Source organism: Streptomyces sp. BYX5S (assembly GCF_054724165.1).
This window is the reverse complement of the sequence record NZ_CM138829.1, coordinates 1,899,019-1,918,105: the sequence shown is the minus strand read 5'-3', so window position 1 is coordinate 1,918,105 and position 19,087 is coordinate 1,899,019. Positions and strand designations below refer to the sequence as shown.

At 71.8% G+C, this 19,087-nt stretch carries 18 protein-coding genes; 8 read left to right on the top strand and 10 right to left on the bottom strand.

Features of this window, described 5'->3' with window-relative positions; translation table 11 throughout:
- Positions 1–112: 112 nt before the first annotated feature.
- From ACYBSK_RS08620 to ACYBSK_RS08600, 5 genes are all read right to left on the bottom strand, one after another.
- On the bottom strand, positions 113–1,102 hold the full coding sequence (locus tag ACYBSK_RS08620; protein WP_457476287.1) for a TerC family protein: 990 nt from the start codon (positions 1,100–1,102) through the stop codon (positions 113–115).
- A gap of 234 nt (positions 1,103–1,336) precedes the next feature.
- Positions 1,337–3,211, bottom strand: coding sequence for a TerD family protein (locus ACYBSK_RS08615; RefSeq protein WP_460245681.1), 1,875 nt, complete (start codon positions 3,209–3,211; stop codon positions 1,337–1,339).
- A gap of 10 nt (positions 3,212–3,221) precedes the next feature.
- Positions 3,222–3,788, bottom strand: coding sequence for a TerD family protein (locus ACYBSK_RS08610; protein ID WP_457481685.1), 567 nt, complete (start codon positions 3,786–3,788; stop codon positions 3,222–3,224).
- A 163-nt stretch (positions 3,789–3,951) separates the two neighbouring features.
- Entirely contained in the window at positions 3,952–6,102 is a 2,151-nt protein-coding gene (uvrB, locus tag ACYBSK_RS08605) for an excinuclease ABC subunit UvrB (RefSeq protein ID WP_460245680.1), read from the bottom strand.
- A 75-nt stretch (positions 6,103–6,177) separates the two neighbouring features.
- Complete coding sequence (locus tag ACYBSK_RS08600) at positions 6,178–7,047, bottom strand: MHYT domain-containing protein (RefSeq protein WP_460245679.1); 870 nt, start codon at positions 7,045–7,047, stop codon at positions 6,178–6,180.
- Positions 7,048–7,259: 212 nt separating this feature from the next.
- Here ACYBSK_RS08600 and ACYBSK_RS08595 point away from each other — a divergent pair, with 212 nt between their 5' ends.
- From ACYBSK_RS08595 to ACYBSK_RS08585, 3 genes are all read left to right on the top strand, one after another.
- Complete coding sequence (locus ACYBSK_RS08595) at positions 7,260–8,135, top strand: glycerophosphodiester phosphodiesterase (RefSeq protein ID WP_460245678.1); 876 nt, start codon at positions 7,260–7,262, stop codon at positions 8,133–8,135.
- Positions 8,136–8,176: 41 nt separating this feature from the next.
- Positions 8,177–8,749: a methylated-DNA--[protein]-cysteine S-methyltransferase gene (locus tag ACYBSK_RS08590; protein WP_457476282.1), complete on the top strand. Its 573-nt coding sequence runs from the start codon at positions 8,177–8,179 to the stop codon at positions 8,747–8,749.
- A 243-nt stretch (positions 8,750–8,992) separates the two neighbouring features.
- Positions 8,993–10,246 (top strand): MFS transporter, encoded by a 1,254-nt coding sequence (locus ACYBSK_RS08585; RefSeq protein ID WP_460246982.1) that lies wholly within the window; start codon positions 8,993–8,995, stop codon positions 10,244–10,246.
- Between the two features lie 24 nt (positions 10,247–10,270).
- Here ACYBSK_RS08585 and ACYBSK_RS08580 read toward each other — a convergent pair whose 3' ends face one another.
- Positions 10,271–10,645 carry a cupin domain-containing protein gene (locus tag ACYBSK_RS08580; RefSeq protein ID WP_460245677.1) on the bottom strand — a complete coding sequence of 125 codons (375 nt, stop codon included), beginning with the start codon at positions 10,643–10,645 and terminating at the stop codon, positions 10,271–10,273.
- Between the two features lie 208 nt (positions 10,646–10,853).
- Between ACYBSK_RS08580 and fdhA the strand changes: the two genes are divergently transcribed.
- Positions 10,854–12,080 carry a formaldehyde dehydrogenase, glutathione-independent gene (gene fdhA, locus ACYBSK_RS08575; protein WP_457476280.1) on the top strand — a complete coding sequence of 409 codons (1,227 nt, stop codon included), beginning with the start codon at positions 10,854–10,856 and terminating at the stop codon, positions 12,078–12,080.
- 79 nt (positions 12,081–12,159) lie between these two features.
- On the opposite strand, the gene ACYBSK_RS08570 is transcribed toward fdhA, so the two are convergent.
- On the bottom strand, positions 12,160–12,960 hold the full coding sequence (locus ACYBSK_RS08570; RefSeq protein ID WP_457476279.1) for a methyltransferase domain-containing protein: 801 nt from the start codon (positions 12,958–12,960) through the stop codon (positions 12,160–12,162).
- A gap of 169 nt (positions 12,961–13,129) precedes the next feature.
- Between ACYBSK_RS08570 and ACYBSK_RS08565 the strand changes: the two genes are divergently transcribed.
- Positions 13,130–14,257: a magnesium and cobalt transport protein CorA gene (locus ACYBSK_RS08565; protein ID WP_457476278.1), complete on the top strand. Its 1,128-nt coding sequence runs from the start codon at positions 13,130–13,132 to the stop codon at positions 14,255–14,257.
- Positions 14,258–14,298: 41 nt separating this feature from the next.
- On the opposite strand, the gene ACYBSK_RS08560 is transcribed toward ACYBSK_RS08565, so the two are convergent.
- On the bottom strand, positions 14,299–14,931 hold the full coding sequence (locus ACYBSK_RS08560; RefSeq protein ID WP_460245676.1) for a nucleoside/nucleotide kinase family protein: 633 nt from the start codon (positions 14,929–14,931) through the stop codon (positions 14,299–14,301).
- Between the two features lie 44 nt (positions 14,932–14,975).
- Here ACYBSK_RS08560 and ACYBSK_RS08555 point away from each other — a divergent pair, with 44 nt between their 5' ends.
- From ACYBSK_RS08555 to ACYBSK_RS08545, 3 genes are all read left to right on the top strand, one after another.
- Positions 14,976–15,674 (top strand): DUF2293 domain-containing protein, encoded by a 699-nt coding sequence (locus ACYBSK_RS08555; protein ID WP_457476276.1) that lies wholly within the window; start codon positions 14,976–14,978, stop codon positions 15,672–15,674.
- Positions 15,675–15,735: 61 nt separating this feature from the next.
- Positions 15,736–16,221, top strand: a complete 486-nt coding sequence (locus tag ACYBSK_RS08550) for an anthrone oxygenase family protein (protein WP_457476275.1) — start codon at positions 15,736–15,738, stop codon at positions 16,219–16,221.
- 95 nt (positions 16,222–16,316) lie between these two features.
- Positions 16,317–17,819 (top strand): glutamate synthase subunit beta, encoded by a 1,503-nt coding sequence (locus tag ACYBSK_RS08545; RefSeq protein WP_457476274.1) that lies wholly within the window; start codon positions 16,317–16,319, stop codon positions 17,817–17,819.
- Positions 17,820–17,841: 22 nt separating this feature from the next.
- On the opposite strand, the gene ACYBSK_RS08540 is transcribed toward ACYBSK_RS08545, so the two are convergent.
- Both ACYBSK_RS08540 and ACYBSK_RS08535 read right to left on the bottom strand, forming a co-directional pair.
- Entirely contained in the window at positions 17,842–18,114 is a 273-nt protein-coding gene (locus tag ACYBSK_RS08540; protein WP_457476273.1) for a DUF397 domain-containing protein, read from the bottom strand.
- Positions 18,115–18,984 (bottom strand): helix-turn-helix domain-containing protein, encoded by an 870-nt coding sequence (locus ACYBSK_RS08535; protein ID WP_457476272.1) that lies wholly within the window; start codon positions 18,982–18,984, stop codon positions 18,115–18,117.
- Positions 18,985–19,087: the final 103 nt, after the last annotated feature.

Here is a 19,087-nt window from a genome sequence, read left to right as displayed (position 1 = left end):
TGCTCCCGCGCCCCGGCGGGACGCGCTCAGGGCACAAAGAAGCACCGGGAGGGGCACGCGGCAATCGGCCGCGCACCGCTCCCGGTGCTGGTAATTCCTACGCTCGACGCCGTCAGGCCTCGATGCTGTCCTTCTGAGCCGCTTCGGCCGCTTCCCGCTCGGCCTGCTTCTTCGAAGCGATGAGGCTGGTGATCGTCGTGATGATCAGCACGCCGCAGATGACGGAGAGCGAGACCGGGATGGAGATCTCCGGTACGTGCACCCCGGACTCGTGCAGCGCGTGCAGGATCAGCTTCACGCCGATGAATCCGAGGATCACCGACAGGCCGTAGCTGAGGTGCACCAGCTTCTTGAGCAGTCCGCCGATGAGGAAGTACAGCTGTCGCAGACCCATCAGCGCGAACGCGTTGGCGGTGAAGACGATGTACGGGTCCTGGGTCAGGCCGAAGATCGCCGGGATCGAGTCCATCGCGAACAGCACGTCGGTCATGCCGATGGCGAGCATGACGACCAGAAGCGGCGTCATGACCTTCTTGCCGTGCTGCTGGATGAAGAGCTTCGTGCCGTGGTACTGGTCCGCGACGCCGAACTTCTTCTCGATCGACTTCAGGAGGCGGTTCTCCTCGAACTCCTCCTCTTCCTCGTCCGCCATGGCCTCCTTGATGAGCTTCCAGGCGGTGTACAGGAGGAAGGCGCCGAAGATGTAGAAGACCCACGAGAAGCTGGAGATGATCGCCGCGCCGGCCGCGATGAAGATCGCGCGCAGCACGAGGGCGATCAGCACACCGAACAGCAGCACACGCTGCTGGAGGTGGGTGGGGACCGAGAACTTCGCCATGATCAGGATGAAGACGAAGAGGTTGTCCACACTGAGGGACTTCTCGGTGATGAAGCCCGCGAAGAACTCGCCACCGGCCTGGCTGCTGCCCCAGAGCATCACACCGATGCCGAACAGCACGGCGAGCACGATCCAGACGATCGTCCAGATGCCCGCTTCCTTGATCGATACGTCGTGGGGCTTTCGCCCGATGAAGAAGTCGACCGCGATGAGGGCGCACAGACCGAGAACGGTCAGCACCCACACAGTCATCGATACGTCCACTACTGCGCCTCCGGCGTCGTACGGCTACTGATCAGCGTCGTCGCTGCCGGAGGTCTCTTCCACCCGAGCGCATGAGCGCGACTCGGGCCGACGCCCCGGGATCGCAGGTTTTCGAGCCTGTCGTCCGTACTGACGGGAACGCCGCGTTGGAGTACTCCCCTCCGCGTCAAGGAGCGTACTGGATATACCCATGAAAGGTAAAGGGAAAGGTAAAGCGGTCCCCAAGTCCGCAGGTCAGAGGCCCCTCTCGCGACGGGCTTTCGCCACCTCCGCGAGCACCTGACGCAGGATCCCGCTGCCCCGCGGGACCGTCGACGGCTCGTACGTCCACGCATGCCCCACCCACGGATCGGCCAGGTGGTCGTCGGGGACCGGCGTCAGGCGCAGCAGGGAGCGCCACAGCGGGTCCAGCAGCGGCCCGTACTCGGCGGCGTCCGCACGGTCGGCCACGAGCATCAGATGCACGCCCACCCGCGGCCCCTCGTCCGCCAGGTAGCGCAACCGGGTGATGGCCCGGTCGTCGAAGCCGTGCGGGAAGTCGTGCACGATCAGGAGCTGCTCGGCGACGTCCAGGTCCGGCGGCAGCGCGTCGGCCGCGCCCGCCCGCACCGCCATCTGCACGAGGTCGACGCGCTCGGTCAGCCGGGTCAGCGTCTCCGCGACGCCCGCCGCTCCCCTGGCCGGCGGCCCGGCGAGGACGCCCGCGTCCACGAGCGGGGCGAGCGCTCCCGCCGCCGTGCCCGCCGGATCGACGACGTGCACGCTGAACGCGCCCGCCGGGTACGCCGCCAGCAGCCGCGCCGCGTGCACCACCGCGATCCGGGCGGCACGCGCGCGCAGCGCGTCGGCGTCGGTGAGGCCGTCGGCTGCGGAGGCCCCCGCGTCGATCCACAGCCCGCGCTCCAGCGGCAGCCGGACGAGCATCGGGACGCGCAGCCCGGCGCTCTCGCTCTCGGGCAGGCTCAGCTCCCCGAGGCGCACGGCCATCGGGGTCTCCAGAGGGCTGCGGTAGGCATGCCAGCAGGGGCTGTCCCAGCCCGCGTACGCCGCCGGGAGCGCGGGCTCGACGACCTCGGCCTCGGCGGCGAGCTGCGCCAGGTCCCGGTCCAGCGCTTCCCTCGCGCGGTCGACGAGGGCGCCGTGCTTGGCGCGGGCCGCCTCGCGCGCGGCGTCGCCCTGCCCGCCGAGACGGCCGCGCGGGTCGGAGAGGGCCTGGTCGAGCTCCTGCTCCATGCGGGAGTCGGCGAACTCCACGGCGCCCCGGTACGCGGCCGTGGTGCGGGCCAGGTCCTCGAACATGCCCCACACCTGGTTGTAGAGCCGCTCCTCCTGCGTCCACCCCGTCGCGTCCCCGGCGACCGGCGCCTCGGGCTGCCGCGCGGGCGTGGACGGCGCGGTGGGGCGGCGGCCGGGGTGCGTGTAGTCGACCGGTCCGCCAGGCCCGGAGGCGGGCGCCTGCGGGGACGTGGGCGGCAGGGCTCCGGAGGCGTGGCCCGCCGTCGCCGCGGCGCGCACGTGCGTCTCGTCGGCCGCGCGCGACGACGTCGCCGTCGTCGCGCGGCCCCGGGCCACGGCGTCGTGGATGGTGCCCGCGAGTGCGTGCGCGTCCGGCAGTCCCTGGTCGGCGAGGAGCGCGGCGAGACCCTCCGCGTAGCCCTGGCCGACGGCGCGCACCTTCCAGGCGCCCTGCCTGCGGTACAGCTCCAGGGCGACGACCGCCGACTCCGTGTCGAGGTCGGTGATCGTGTAGCTGGCCTGCTCCGTGCCGTCCCGCCCCGTGACGGCGAGGAACGGAACCGCCGCCGCGCCGAACCGGGCGGGCCCGCCGCCGCCCACGGGCAGCGCGAGCAGCACGGTGACGCGGTGCACGTCGCGCGGTACCGCGTCCAGGTCGACGGCGAGGCGGTGGTCGGCCGCGGCGTCGCGCGGGACGTCGAGGCCCGGCAGCGCGGGCGCGCCGGGGTGGGCAATCCGGTCCGCGCCGCGGACGGCGCCCCGGTCGTCGGCGAGCGTGGCGCCCGCGACGACCGGGTGGCCGGCCGACACCCGGATCTCCAGACGGGTCTGGGTGAGGGGGTGGTTCTGGCCCCTCACCAGTTCGGCCGCCATCGTGGGTCCGCTACAGGCTGGGCAGGATCGAGGGCATCAGGTCCTGGAACGTGCGGCCCTGGGCCGCCGCGCCGAGGGCCGTCATCTTCCAGCCCGCGCCGTCCCGGTGCACCTTCGCCATGATCTGCGCCGTGTACTTCCCGCCGCCGTCCAGCGTGTACCGGGCGAGTTCCTGGCCCGTCGTCTCGTCGACCAGACGGCAGAACGCGTTCTGCACCTCCTGGAAGGTCTGTCCCGTGAAGGAGTTGACCGTGAAGACGATCTGGTCGATGTGGACCGGGACGCGCTCCAGGTCGACGAGAATCGATTCGTCGTCCCCGCCCTGTCCCGCGCCGCCCACCAGGTTGTCCCCGGTGTGCCGCACGGAGCCGTCGTCGCTGACGAGGTGGCGGAAGAACACCACGTCCACGGGCTGCTTGTCGGCGAAGAGCACCGCCGACGCGTCGAGGTCGACCTCGCGCGTGCGGGTGCCGAACAGGCCGCGCCGGGGGGCCGCCTGCCAGCCCAGCCCCATCCTCACGGCGGTGAGGCTGCCTCCGCCCTGCTTCTCCAGGCTGATGGCCTGACCCTTGGTCAAGTCGATGCCCACGCGCTGTCCCCTCTCGGACCGTCCCCTGTTGCCGCGGCGAATGCGCGGTTGGGCCAAACCCTAGAGGGCGGCACTGACAGCGCCGCCACCGCGGGCGGGGTTTTGTGGCGGTGTTGCAACACACCCCCGCCGCCCCGCCCGTCGTGGCAGGTCAGGCGATGCCCGCCTCCTTCATCTGCCGCAGTTCCTTCTTCATCTCCGACACCTCGTCGCGCAGCCGTGCCGCGACCTCGAACTGGAGGTCCGCGGCGGCCGCGCGCATGCGGTCGGTCATCTCCTCGATCTGCTCGGCGAGCTCGGCCGCCGGGCGGTCCGTGGGAGCCGCCTCGTCCGCCTTGCCGCGCTTCTTCTTGGCCGCGCCCTTGTCCGCCTTGCCCGCCTTGCCCGCCGACGGGACGGGGGCCTTGGCGCCCTTTCCGTCCTTGCCGCCCTTGCGGTACCCGGTGCCGAGCAGCGCCTCCGTGTCGACGTCCTCGCGCGCGATGGACGCCACGATGTCGTTGATCTTCTTGCGCAGCGGCTGCGGGTCGATCCCGTTCGCCTCGTTGTACGCGATCTGCTTCTCGCGGCGGCGGTTGGTCTCGTCGATGGCCTTCTCCATCGCCGGGGTGACCTTGTCGGCGTACATGTGGACCTGGCCCGACACGTTGCGGGCCGCGCGGCCGATCGTCTGGATCAGGGACGTGCCGGAGCGCAGGAAGCCCTCCTTGTCCGCGTCGAGGATCGCGACCAGGGAGACCTCGGGCAGGTCGAGGCCCTCACGCAGCAGGTTGATGCCGACGAGGACGTCGTACTCGCCCGCGCGCAGCTCGCGCAGCAGCTCGACGCGGCGCAGCGTGTCGACGTCACTGTGCAGGTAGCGGACCTGGATGCCGAGCTCGATGAAGTAGTCGGTGAGGTCCTCGGCCATCTTCTTGGTGAGCGTGGTCACCAGGACGCGCTCGTCCTTCTCGGTGCGCGTACGAATCTCGTGCACCAGGTCGTCGATCTGGCCCTCGGTGGGCTTCACGACGACCTCCGGGTCGACGAGGCCGGTGGGGCGGATGATCTGCTCGACGTGGCCGTCGGCGCGCGACAGCTCGTAGGTGCCGGGGGTCGCCGACAGGTAGACGGTCTGGCCGATGCGCTCCTGGAACTCCTCCCACTTGAGCGGGCGGTTGTCCAGCGCGGACGGGAGCCGGAAGCCGTGGTCCACGAGGGTGCGCTTGCGGGAGGCATCGCCCTCGTACATGGCGCCGATCTGCGGCACGGTGACGTGCGACTCGTCGATGACGAGCAGGAAGTCGTCCGGGAAGTAGTCGAGCAGCGTGTTCGGCGGGGAGCCGGGCTCGCGGCCGTCGAAGTGCATCGAGTAGTTCTCCACGCCGGAGCAGGACCCGATCTGGCGGAGCATCTCGAGGTCGTACGTGGTCCGCATCCGAAGGCGCTGGGCCTCCAGCATCTTGCCCTGCTTCTCCAGCTCGGCGAGGCGCTCCTCCAGCTCCTTCTCGATGTCGTTGGCCGCGCGCTCCAGCCGCTCGGGGCCCGCCACGTAGTGGGTCGCCGGGAAGATGTACAGCGACTCGTCGTCGCTGATGACCTCGCCGGTGAGCGGGTGCAGGGTGGAGAGCGATTCGATCTCGTCGCCGAACATCTCGATGCGGACCGCGAGCTCTTCGTAGACGGGGAAGATCTCGATGGTGTCGCCGCGGACCCGGAAGGTGCCGCGCTGGAACGCCATGTCGTTGCGCGTGTACTGGATGTCGACGAAGCGGCGCAGCATCTCGTCGCGGTCGATCTCGTCGCCGACCTTCAGGGGGACCATGCGGTCCACGTACTCCTGCGGCGTACCGAGGCCGTAGATGCAGGAGACGGAGGCGACCACGACGACGTCCCTGCGGGTCAGCAGCGAGTTCGTCGCGGAGTGCCGCAGGCGCTCCACCTCCTCGTTGATCGAGGAGTCCTTCTCGATGTAGGTGTCCGACTGCGGGACGTACGCCTCGGGTTGGTAGTAGTCGTAGTACGAGACGAAGTACTCCACCGCGTTGTTCGGCAGCAGCTCGCGGAATTCGTTGGCCAGCTGGGCGGCCAGCGTCTTGTTCGGCGCCATCACGAGCGTGGGGCGCTGGAGCTTCTCGATCATCCACGCCGTGGTGGCGGACTTGCCGGTGCCGGTCGCGCCGAGCAGGACGACGTCCTTCTCGCCGCCGCTGACGCGCTTCTCCAGCTCGGCGATGGCCGCGGGCTGGTCACCGCTGGGCTGGTACGGGCTGACGACCTCGAAGGGTGCCACCGTGCGTTCGATCTTGGATACGGGCCGCATGGAATCCACCGTACGACCCACCACTGACAACCGGGTCCGAACCGCCGTCGCGCCCGGCCCCCAGGGGCTCCTCGGTCACCAGTCCTGCGGGGCGCGCGAGTCCTGCGGGGAACGCTGGCCGGGCCGGCCCAGGGGGCGGCGCAGACGCGTGACGGTGGGTGCCGGGGTGCCGAGCCGGGCCTCGGCGGCCCGTGCGTCGCGCCAGTCGGGGCGGCCCGTGACGAGCATCGGGTCGAACATGACGACCACGCCGGCCAGGAGCAGGAAGCTCAGCGGGCCGATCAGCATGGGCGCGAGGATCGAGGCCGCCGAGTCGCCGCCGGGGGAACCGGTGGAATGGGTGTGCACGTGGACGCTGACGCCCGCCATCGCCATGTAGTGCATGCCGGAGACGGCGAGCCCCATGACGAGACTCGCGCCGATGCTCCACATGATGCCGCGCACCTGTACGGCGGCCCACAGGGCGGCGGTCGCGGCCGCCATCGCGATCACCACGGAGGCCGCCACGGTGAACGTGTTGTAGCTGATTGTTCCGTGAAGACGCATACCGGCCATTCCCAGGTAGTGCATCGATGCCACGCCCAGGCCCGTGATGGTGCCCCCGGTGAACAGGGCGGTGCCGGTCGCGCCCTTGTACCCGACGATGAACACGCCGATGCCGACCATCAGGATGGCCACGCCCAGGCTCGCGAACGTGGTCAGCGGGTCGTAGCGGATGGGCGCGCCCTCCACGCTGAACCCCATCATCGCGATGAAGTGCATGGTCCAGATCCCGGAGCCGATCGCCGCGGAGCCCAGCGCGAGCCAGCCCATCCGCCAGGTGTGGGCGACGAGCAGGGACCTGGTGGTGCAGCGCAGCCCCAGGGCGCCTCCGAGGCAGGCCATGACATACGCCACCACCGGAGTGACGAGCCCATAACTGAAGCCGTCGACCGTGCCCTGCATATGTGGCAGCCCTTCCGCCTGTTTTCCCGAGATTAAAGCGCACGCGAGAACGCCCGAACGATTTTCCGGCAAAGATTCCGGGTGCTCGACACGGGGGTCGGTTGCACTCGGTCACCGCCGTTCAACTCGTGACCATCTTGCGCCTACTTATCGTTCGCTCTCAGCTGTCAACCTCATACCGTCCGTGATCACACGACGCTTGAGGAGCAGACTTGTACGCACGCGCAGCATCCGCACTGACCTCAGTGGCCGGCTCCGTGATCATCGGTGTCCTGGTCCTGCCCACGCCCGCACAGGCCGCCGCCGACCACGGCAGAACCGTGGTGGTCGCCCACCGGGGCGCCTCCGCCTACGCCCCCGAGAACACCCTCGCAGCCGTCGACAAGGCCGATGACCTGGGGGTGACCTGGGTCGAGAACGACGTGCAGCGCACCAAGGACGGCGCCCTCGTGGTCATCCACGACACCACGCTGGCGCGCACCACCAACGTCGAGCAGGTGTACCCCGACCGCGCGCCGTGGAACGTGGCGGACTTCACCTCGGCCGAGATCGCCAAGCTGGACGCCGGCAGCTGGAAGGGCGCCCAGTTCACGGGCGCGCGGATCCCGACGCTCCACGAGTATCTGCGACGCGTGGACCGCAACCACCAGAAGCTGCTCATGGAGATCAAGGCGCCGGAGCTGTACCCGGGCATCGAGGCCCAGATCCTGCGGCAGCTGCGCGCGGACGGCTGGCTGGACCACTGGGACGTCAAACACCGGCTGGTCATCCAGAGCTTCAGCGCGGACAGCGTGCGGACCGTGCACGAGCGGCGTCCGGACATCAAGACGGGCTTCCTCGGCACGCCCGCGGTGTCCGAGCTTCCCGCGTACGCGAAGTTCACCGACCAGATCAACCCGTCGAACACGACGATCTCGAAGGACTACATCGACGCGGTGCACGCGCTCAAGGGCCCGCACGGCAAGCGGCTGGAGTCGTACACCTGGACCGTCAACGACGCCGCGAACGCGCAGCGGGTCGCCGGCTACGGCGTCGACGGGATCATCAGCAACGCGCCCGACGTGGTCCGGGCGGCCCTCGGCGGCTGACGCCGGGGGCGTTGTCAGTGCCCGGCCGTACCGTGGTCGGCATGAACGCCACTGGGCAGAGCGAGAGCACTCCCGCCGCGGCGCGGCAGGCCGTGTGGGCCGTCGTGCGCAGCGACATCGGCCCGCTCCTGCTGGCCGCGACGGACGCCGGTCTGGTGCACGTGGTCTTCCACGCGACCGACGCGGTGCGTGACGAGGCGCTCGACCGGCTCGGCTCCAGGCTCGGGGCCGAGCCCGTGGAGGCGCCCGGCTCACCCCTGCTCGCCGAGGCGATACGGCAGCTCGCCGAGTACTTCGCGGGGCGGCGCCGCGACTTCGACGTGCCGCTCGACTGGTCGCTGATCACCGGGTTCAACCGGGAGGTGCTGCGCGAGCTGGCGGCCGGGGTGCCGTTCGGGGCGGTCGTCGGGTACGGGGATCTGGCCCGCCGGGTCGGGCAGCCGGGGGCCGCGCAGGCCGTGGGCGCGGCGATGGGGGCGAATCCGCTGCCGGTCGTGGTGCCGTGCCACCGGGTCGTGGAGCGGGACGGCGGGATCGGCGGCTTCGGGGGTGGTCTGGAGACGAAGCGGAAGCTGCTCGCCCTCGAAGGGGTGTTGCCCGAGCCGCTGTTCTGAGACGGTCCTGGGGCGGAGCGGACGGGGGCGGGCCCCGGGAGCCCGTGGGGTCGAGAGGGGCGGGGTCGCGCGTTGAGCACGGACGAGGGACGGCTGCGGCGTCGGAAGGACGCGTCCGCGCGGGACGGGCGCGCGCCGGACGGCGGCTCGGCCGGTGACGGCGCACCGGTCGCGGACGGCGGGACGGCCGAGGGGCTCGCGCCCACCGACGGCAGCGGGCCGGTCGGGCACGCGGCCGGACTCGTGCGGGGCGTGGCGGCCGGTGCGCCGTCCCCGGACGAGGGCTTGCAGCGGCGGACGCAGCGCGTGCTCGTCGCCTCGCAGATACTCGGCGGCCTCGGGACGGCCACGGGCATCGCGCTGGCCGCCGTGCTCGCCAAGAAGGTCAGCGGGGACGAGGCGCTGTCCGGCCTCGCGTCCACGGCGAGCGTCGCGGGGACCGCCGTCCTCTCCGTGCCCCTGGCCGCGCTGATGAACGCGCGCGGGCGGCGGGCCGGCCTCGTGCTGGCGTATCTGATCGGAACGCTCGGGGCCGTGGTGACCGTCGCCGCCGCGGTGATCGAGAACTTTCCGCTGCTGCTCATCGGCCTGATGGGGTTCGGCGCGGCGTCCTCCGCCAACCTTCAGGCGCGGTACGCGGCGGCGGACCTCGCCGCGCCCGACCGGCGGGCCCGCGCCATCTCGACGGTCGTGTGGGCCACCACCATCGGCGCCGTCCTCGGGCCGAACATCGCGGCGCCCGCGGGCCGCAGCGTCTCCGGGCTCGGCATACCGGCGGAGGCCGGGCCTTTCGTGTGGGCGGCCGGGGTGTTCCTGATATCGGCGGTCGTGGTGCACCTGCTGCTGCGCCCCGATCCGCTGCTGACCGCGCGGGCCCTGGCGCCCGCCGAGGAGCAGTCGCCCGCCGCGCGTTCCGTCCGGGCGGGGTTCAGGGCCGTGTCGGAGTCGCCGCGCGCCCGGCTCGCGCTCGTGACGGTGGCGGTGTCGCACACGGCGATGGTGTCCGTGATGTCGATGACGCCGGTCGATCTCGAACACCACGGCGCGGGCATCGAGTTGATCGGGCTGGTGATCAGCGTCCACATCGCGGGCATGTACGCGTTCTCCCCGGTGATGGGCCGCCTCGCCGACGCGTTCGGCAGGTTCACGGTGATCGGGCTCGCGGTGGCCCTCCTCGCGTGCGCGGCGCTGCTCGCCGGGACCGCGGGCGGGCGGCACGGGCAGAGCGCGGCGGCGCTGTTCCTGCTGGGGCTCGGCTGGTCGGCGGGGCTCGTCGCGGGCTCCGCGCTGCTCACCGACTCCGTGCCGCAGGCCGCTCGGGCCGCCGCGCAGGGGCTGTCCGATCTGACGACGAGCCTGTCGGCGGGGATCGGCGGCGCGGCGGCGGGCCTGGTGGTGGCGACGGCGAGCTACGCGTGGCTGAATCTGGTGGCGGCCTGCCTGCTGCTGCCGCTCGGCGCGCTGGCGCTGTTCACGCGGCGGGCCCACCAGCCCTAGCGGGGCGGGGAGTTCGTCCGCGGCTCAGGGCAAGGTGATGTGGTACGCCTTGCGCAGGGTCTCGTGGACGGTCCACGTCGTGCGGTCGCCCTCGCGGAGCACGGCGGCCGTGCCGGGGCCGAGTTCCAGGCTCGCGCCGCCCTCGACGGCGACGGTGGCGCGACCGCTGACGACCACGAACAGCTCGTTGGCCTCGGTGTCGGTGACCACGCCGGGCGTGATCTGCCAGATGCCGCGCAGCTGCTTGCCGTCGGCCGACTCCCACAGCACCTTGCCGGTCACCTCGGGGGCGCCGGAGACGATCTGGGCGGGGTCGAGCGGCTCCGGTTCGAGGTCCGCGTCGGGGACGTGGACGGCGAAGGAGCCGGGGGCCGCCGCGAGCGGTTCGTTCGTGGTCATGGCCCGTCACCCTAGACGGCCCCCGCCCCTCCTCCCACTGGACGGCCTGTGCCGTTCGGGCGCCGCCGGCTCGACGGCTCGTCGAGGCTTCAACGCCCCCGTACGGCAGGGCTCCTCAGAACGCCGTTTCGGTAGCAGACTCCCCCGTGCGCACAGCCGGAGCATCCGCCGTAGACGAGTCACGGAGCCGAAGGGACGGCGATCAGGCATGAGCGGAAACAGGGCAGTCGCATATCTCAAGCCGGGCGCGGTGGAGGTCAGGACCATCGAGCACCCGACGCTGGAGCTGAAGGACGGGCCCGGGGTGGCCCGGGAGAACGTGGGCCGGGTCTGTCGACACGGCGTGATCCTCAAGGTGCTCGCCACGAACATCTGCGGCAGCGACCAGCACATGGTGCGCGGCCGCACCACGGCGCCCGAGGGCCTCGTCCTGGGCCACGAGATCACCGGCGAGATCGTCGAGAAGGGCCCGGACGTCGAGTTCCTGGGCGTCGGGGACATCGTCTCCGTGCCGTTCAACATCGCCTGCGGGCGCTGCCGCAACTGCAAGGAACGCAAGACCGGCATCTGCCTGAACGTCAACCCGGCCCGCCCGGGGGCGGCTTACGGGTATGTCGACATGGGCGGCTGGGTCGGCGGTCAGGCCGAGTACGTCATGATCCCGTACGCGGACTTCAACGCGCTGCGCTTCCCCGACGCCGACCAGGCGCGCGAGAAGCTCCTCGACCTGACGATGCTCTCCGACATCTTCCCGACCGGCTTCCACGGCGCGGTCACGGCGGGCACCACGGTCGGTTCGACGGTGTACGTGGCCGGGGCCGGTCCCGTCGGGCTCGCGGCGGCGGCGTCGGCGCATCTGCTGGGCGCGGCCGTGGTGATCGTCGGGGACCTGAACCCCGAACGGCTCGCGCAGGCACGGAGTTTCGGCTGCGAGACGGTCGACCTCACGCGCGGCACCGTGGAGGAGCAGGTCGCGGAGATCCTCGGCGTTCCGGAGGTGGACGCGGCCGTGGACGCGGTCGGCTTCGAGGCCCGCGCGCACGGCCCGGACGCGCCCGAGGCACCGGCCACCGTCCTCAACTCGCTGATGGGGCTCACGGCGGCCGGTGGCGCGCTCGGCATCCCGGGTCTGTACGTCACCGACGACCCCGGCGGCGTCGACCAGGACGCGCGGACCGGGACGCTGAAGGTGCGGCTCGGCCTCGGCTGGGCGAAGAGCCACCGGCTCACGACGGGGCAGTGCCCGGTGATGCGGTACCACCGGGGTCTGATGATGGCGATCCTGCACGAGCGCGTGCACATCGCGAAGGCCGTCAACGCGACCGTGATCGGCATCGAGGACGCCCCGCGCGGCTACGCGGAGTTCGACCAGGGCGCGAGCCGCAAGTACGTCCTCGATCCGCACGGCGCGCTCAGCGGCGTACGCCCGGTCTGAGCCCTGTCCCGCGCTGTCGGGGGAGGTGGGCTCCACGCGCGGCCGCACGCGCGCGTGGAGCCCGCGTTCCTGTCCCGGGTCAGGCCTTCCTCCCCCACGCCGAGATCAGCGGGGCGGTCGCCAGGTCCATGGAGCCCTCCGCCACGTTGGCCAGGTGCCGGTCGATCTCCTCGTCCGTGGCGAGGCCCGCCTCGACGAGCCGCGAGCGGATCTGGGCGACCGTGGCCGTCTCCAGGGCCGTGCAGGCCGGGGACGCGAGCGGGAAGTAGGCGTCCGCCTCGACCTGGCGCAGACCCGCCGCGCGCAGCAGACCGGGGAGCTTGCGCCCGTACGACAGGTCGGCGCCGCGCTCCGCGAGGAGGGAACGGAAGCCGTGGCGCAGGCGGTTGGCCAACTCCTGCGCGGGGCCCGTCTCGTCCGGGCAGAGCAAGGGCTGGAGGGCGGGGTCGGCGTCCTCGACGAGGAGCCGGCCGCCGGGGCGCAGCGCGCGGATCATCGACGCCAACGCCCGCTCCCGGTCCGGCACATGGACCAGGACGAGCCGCGCGTGCACGAGGTCGAAGCTCTCCGCGGGCGGCTCGTCGACCCCGACGTCGTGCCGGCGCACCTCGACGGGCGTGCGGGGCGCGGCGGTCTGCCAGGACGTGTCGATGTCGGTGGCGAGGACCCGCCCGGTCGGCCCCACCTTCCGCGCGAGCCACGACACCACCGACGTGCCCCCGGCCCCGACTTCCCAGCAGCGCCAGCCGGAACCGATGCCGAGACGCTCGATGTGCCGGAACGTCGTCGGGTCGAAGAGGACGGAGAAGGCGTCGAAGCGCTGGCCCGCCTCGGCCTGCCGGTTGTCGAGGAGGTACGCGTGCTCGCCGGATCGCATCATGAACCGATCATCCCAGCCGAATCACCGGATACCAGGCATTGCCCGACGGAGTGGAAGCCTCCGTTCCCACAGGGGTGGACGCGTTGTCGGTGGTCGCTGGCAGACTGGCCCACCAAGTCGTTCTCACGGCACCAATTCGTTTTCACGGCACCAACGGGAGGGGCCGAGCATGTCGATGGCGGGCAATCTGCGGAAGGTCGGCGACCTGCGCAAGGTGGGCGGCCTGCGCAGGGTCGCGCGGCTGGCACGGCGCAGGCCCAAGGTCGACCTGAGCCACCCGGCGCGTTCCCCGCTGGGCTCCGCGGTGGTGAACTGCGTGACGTACCGGGACGGTGTGCGCAAGTCGGGCGACAGCGATCTCGTCGACTCCCTGCGCGCGGTGCGCAAGGCGGCGGACGGCTTCGTCTGGCTGGGTCTGCACGAGCCGTCGGAGGACGAGTTCGCGGACATCGCCGAGCTCTTCGACCTGCACCCGCTGGCCGTCGAGGACGCGGTCCACGCGCACCAGCGGCCCAAGGTCGAGCGGTACGGGCAGACGCTGTTCGCGGTGCTGAAGACGGTCTGCTACGTCGACCACGCGGAGCTCACCGCGACCAGCGAGGTGGTCAACACCGGCGAGATCATGGTGTTCCTCGGCCAGGACTTCGTGATCACGGTGCGGCACGGGCGGCACGGCTCGCTCGGCCCGGTGCGCGAGCGGATCGAGGCGGACCCGGAGCAGCTCGCCAAGGGCCCGGCCGCGGTGCTGCACGCGATCGCGGACAACGTCGTGGACGACTATCTGACGGTGATCGACGAGGTCCAGACGGACATCGACGAGGTCGAGGCGGACGTCTTCGCGCAGAACGGCGCGAAGGCCGACCCCGGCCGGATCTACCAACTCAAGCGCGAGCTGCTGGAGTTGAAGCGGGCCGTGGTGCCCCTGTCGCGGCCGGTACTGGAGCTGTCGAGCCGCCCGTACCCCGCCGTGCCGCCGGAGATACAGGCGTACTTCCGCGACGTGTCGGACCATCTGCTGCGCGCGGCGGAGCAGATAGCGGCCTTCGACGAACTGCTCAACTCGATCCTCCAGGCCCACTTGGCGCAGGTGACGGTCGCGCAGAACGAGGACATGCGGAAGATCACGGCGTGGGCCGCGATCGTGGCGGTGCCGACGATGGGCTGCGGTGTCTACGGCATGAACTTCGAGAACATGCCGGAGCTGCACTGGCGGTTCGGCTATCCGCTGATGATGTCCGTGATAGCCGCGCTCTGTTTCGTGGTCTACCGGGGGTTCAAGCGCAACGGCTGGCTCTGAGCCGCGTCACGCCGACGCCTCAGCCGCGCCCGGCCCGCACCTCAGCCGTTCCACGCCGGATGCCGCGGGTCGTCCGCGCGGACGACGATGTCGGCGGTCCCGGCCGGGTCGGTCTCGGACTCGTAGCGCTCGAAGGCCGGGAGCGTCCACTGCTCGGCCTCGGGTGTACGGCGCCGCAGCGCGCCCCGCGACAGGCTCACGTGCACGGTCAGATCGAAGGGGAACCAGTGGTGGAGCAGAAAGGGGCCGTGCAGCAACAGCACGCCGCCGGGCGGGAGGTGCACGTAGTCGCTGCGCGTCGCCCGGTCCGCGACCGGGTCCCACAGATCGGGCAGGACGCGGCCCGTGCCGTCCGGTTCGAGCGGGCCGAACACCTCGCGCCACAGGGCGCCCGTGTCGAACCAGCCGCTGTAGTACGCCTCCACGTCGCGGTGCCCGTACTCGAAGCGGAGCGAGGCCGGGCGCAGGAACCCCGCCGTGGCGACCGTGAGCGAAGACCGGCCGCGGGCGCGCAGCGCCTCGGAGACGAGGGCCGCGAGTTCGCCGAGGTGCGCGGCGGGCGCCCCGTCCAGGGCGACCTTCGTCCAGGGGCCGCCGTCGGCCGGCTTCAGGTCGAGCAGCCGCTCGGCGAGGGAGTCGCCGAGCCGTTCCCAGGTGATCGCTTCGAGTCGCACGCCCTCCATGATGCAGGCCGCGCGCGGGCGGGCATCACGGACGTATGACCAGAGCCACCGCCCCGCCCGTCGTCTTCCAGTCCGTCAAGCGCAAGCGGTGCCGGAGTTGTGGCCGGGGGCCGCTCGGGCTGCTGGTCGTGGAGGCCGGGCAGCCGCGGTGCCTGGACTGCGCCGACCTGGGACACCTCGTGTTCCTGCCGCGCGGCGACACGGCACTGACGCGCAGGGCGCGCGAGGAGAGCGCGCTCTCGGCCGTCGTCGTCCGCTTCCACCGGCGGCGCGGGCGGTACGAGCGGCAGGGCGTGCTCGTCGAGGAGGCGGGGCTCGCGCGGGCGGAGGCGCGCTGCCTGGCGGACGCGGAGGCGAGGGCCCGGCGGCGGGCGCGGGACGCGGTGCGGCGGGCGGCGCGGGACACGGTGTTCGTGGCGGAGTTCGCGGAGCGGATCCGGCTGCGGTTTCCCGGCTGCCCCGTGGACCGGGCGGCGGCGATCGCCGCGCACGCCGGGGAGCGCGGGAGCGGGCGGGTGGGGCGGAGCGCGGCGGGCCGGGCGTTCTCGGAGGGTGCGGTCGTGGCCGCGGTGCGGGCGGCCGTCCGGCACGTGGACACGCCCTACGACGCGTTGCTGATGGCGGGCGTGGCCAGGAGGGAGGCGCGGCTGCGGGTGGCCGGAACCGTGGCGGAGGTGCTGGAGAGCTGGCAGGAGACGCCTCCGGGCGGAAACGGACGCGTTCGCTCATCGTAATCGCGAAATCACTGTGCACTACCGACAAACTGCGGCATGATCCCCTCAGACAGGGGGGCGCATGATCGAGGGTCCGTATTTCGTGCTGGTCGTGCTGGGGGCGGTCTGGTGCGCGGTGAGTTCAGGGGTGTTCATCGCGTTCTCCACGTTCGTGATGCGGGGGCTGGGCGCGCTGCCCGCGGCGCAGGGGATCGCCGCGATGAACTCCATCAACATCGCCGCTCTCACGCCGCCGTTCATGGTCGTGTTCCTGGGCGCGGCGGTGCTGTGCGCGGTCATCGCGGTCGTGACGTTCGTGCTCTGGCCGGATCCGGGCACCCTTGAGCTGCTGCTCGGCTGCGCCCTGTACCTGGTGGGCTCCTTCGGGGTGACGGTCCTCGCGAACGTGCCGCGCAACGCGGCGCTCGCCGGTCTCGCGGGCGCCGAGGAGTCCGAGAGCAGCGCCGCGCACTGGCGCGCGTACCTGGTCGAGTGGGTGCGGTGGAACCACGTACGGGCCGCGGCCGGAGTCGTCGCCTCGGCGCTGTTCGTGCTCTCCCTGACCTGAGGTCGGCGCGCTCCCCGGCCCGAGCCCGCGCAGCCCCGCCCCGGCCGACGTATCGTGACGAAAAGAGCCACGACGCACGGCACAGGGAGACGGCCATGGCCGACCCCAAGGGCTTCCTCACCACACCCCGGCGGGAGGCGCCGCGCCGCCCCGTCGGCGAACGGGTCCGCGACTGGGACGAGGTGTACGTCCCCGGCGGTCTGTTGCCGATCGTCGGCGCGCAGGCCGACCGCTGCATGGACTGCGGCATCCCGTTCTGCCACGAGGCCTGCCCACTGGGGAACCTGATCCCGGAGTGGAACGAGCTGGTCGCGCGGGACGACTGGCAGGCGGCGAGCGAGCGGCTGCACGCCACGAACAACTTTCCGGAGTTCACCGGCCGCCTGTGCCCCGCCCCCTGTGAGGCGGGCTGCGTGCTCGCGATCAATCAGCCGGCCGTGACCATCAAGAACGTCGAGGTCGCCATCGCCGACCGGGCCTGGGACGAGGGCTTCGTGACCGCCCAGCCGCCCGAGCGGCACAGCGGGCGGACCGTCGCCGTGATCGGTTCGGGCCCGGCCGGGCTCGCGGCCGCGCAACAGCTGACGCGGGCCGGGCACACGGTGGCCGTGTACGAGCGGGACGACCGGCCGGGCGGACTGCTGCGCTACGGGATCCCGGCGTTCAAGATGGAGAAGGCGCAACTGGACCGCCGCCTCGACCAGTTGGCCAAGGAGGGTGTGCGGTTCCGCACGTCGACGGAGATCGGCCGGGACGTCGACGCGGCGGAGCTGCGGGCCCGTTACGACGCCGTCGTGATCGCGACCGGCGCCACCGCCTGGCGCGACCTGGACGTCCCCGGGAGGGAACTGGCCGGGATCGAGCAGGCGATGGAGTACCTCCCGTGGGCCAACCGCACGTACGACCACCAGCACGGCGCCCAGACGGCGCAGTCACCGCTCAGCGCCACCGGCAGGCACGTGGTGATCGTCGGCGGCGGCGACACCGGCGCCGACTGCCTGGGCACGGCGGTCCGCGAAGGGGCGGCGTCCGTGACCCAGTTGGACATCTACGGGATGCCGGGCGAGGCGCGCGACGAGGACGCCGAGCCCTGGCCCACGTACCCGAAGCTGTACCGGATCTCCGCCGCGCACGAGGAGGCGGGTGAGCTGCGTACGGCCCCGGCGGCGGACGCGGACGCCCGGCTCTTCGCGGCCTCCACGCTGCGTTTCACCGGCGACGCGGCGGGCCGGGTGCGCGCGCTGCACGTGGTCGAGGTGGACGCGGGGCGCCGGCCGCGGCCGGGGACGGAGCGGACGCTGCCCGCCGATCTCGTCCTGCTCGCGCTCGGCTTCCACGGGCCGGAGCACGGACCCGGCGGCCTCGTCGACCAGTTGGGCCTCGGCCTCGACGGGCGGGGCCGGCTGGCGCGGGACGCCCGCTTCGCCACGGACGTGCCGGGCGTGTTCGTCACGGGTGACGCGGGACGCGGCGCGTCGCTCGTGGTGTGGGCGATCGCCGAGGGCCGGGCCACGGCCGCGGCGGTCGACCGCTGGCTGACGGGCCGGACCACGCTGCCGGAGCCGATCGGCGCGCACGACCGCCCGATGACCGTCTGACGGCCTCCCGGGAGGCCGCCGGTCACGACAGCAGGAAGTCCGCCGCTCCCGACTTCGCGCCTTCGATGAACGCGGTGATCTCCCCGAGGGTGTAGATCAGGGCCGGCCCGTCCGGGTCGGAGGACTGGCGTACCGCGACGCGTCCGTCGGCCAGCTTCATGGCTTCGACGCAGTTGCCCCCGTTGCCGCCGCTCCACGGCTTGTGCCAGCCCTCGCTGCCGAGTTCGCGCGCCGGCATGCCGTTGTAGATCGGCTCTCCGTCGACGCCTCGTATCCGGTCCTTGATCGAGTCCATTCACAGCTCCTTGCGGAGATCACGGAGGATCTCCTTTGTGCGTTGCGCCGTCGCGGCATGCGCCGCCATGCGGTCCATGACCTCTAGGTGGGTCGCCACCTCGGGGCGCGCGTCGAGATAGACCGCGCCGGTCAGGTACTCGCTGTAGACCATGTCCGGCAGTTCTGACATGGCAAATCGGAACAGGACGAAGGGTCCGTACGTGCCCGGGTGGGGGCCCGCGGCGAACTCCGCGACCTGGAGCGTCACGTTGGGCAGTTCCATCGCTTCGAGCAGCCGGTCGATCTGGGCGCGCATCACGTCCGCGTCGCCCACCGGGCGGCGCAGCGCGGTCTCGTCCATCACGACCCACAGCCGGGGCGCGTCCTCGCGGGTGAGCAGGGCCTGGCGCCGCAGGCGCAGCGCCACGTGCCGCTCGACCACGTGGGGGTCCTCGGCGAGCGCCCGCCCTATGGCGCCGGACGCGAGCACCCCGCGCGCGTAGTCCTCGGTCTGGAGCAGGCCGGGCACGAAGTGCGGGTCGTACGACCTGATGAGGCGGGCGGCGCCCTCCAGGCTCACGTACATGCTGAACCAGTTGGGCAGGATGTCGTGGTACCGCTGCCACCAGCCGGGCCTGTTCGCCTCCTCCGCGAGCTGCACGAACGACTCGATCTCGTCGTCGCCGACGCCGTACGACTTCAGCAGCAGCTGGACGTACGGGATGCGCAGCGAGACCTCGGCGGTCTCCATGCGGCGGATCGTCGCGGCGGTTACGCGGAGTACTTTCGCGGCCTCTTCGCGCTTGAGTCCGGCGCCCTCGCGCAGGTCCTGAAGTCGGCGGCCGAGGACGACCTGGCCGACGGTCGGTGCGGACCGCGGCTCGCTCACGACCCTTACCTCCCAGTAGTCCCGGTGCTTGAATCCCGCCACTTTTCATCTTGAGAAAAGGCGCGGAAAGAGTCTCTCACCGGCCGTTTCCCCGCGATCGGCC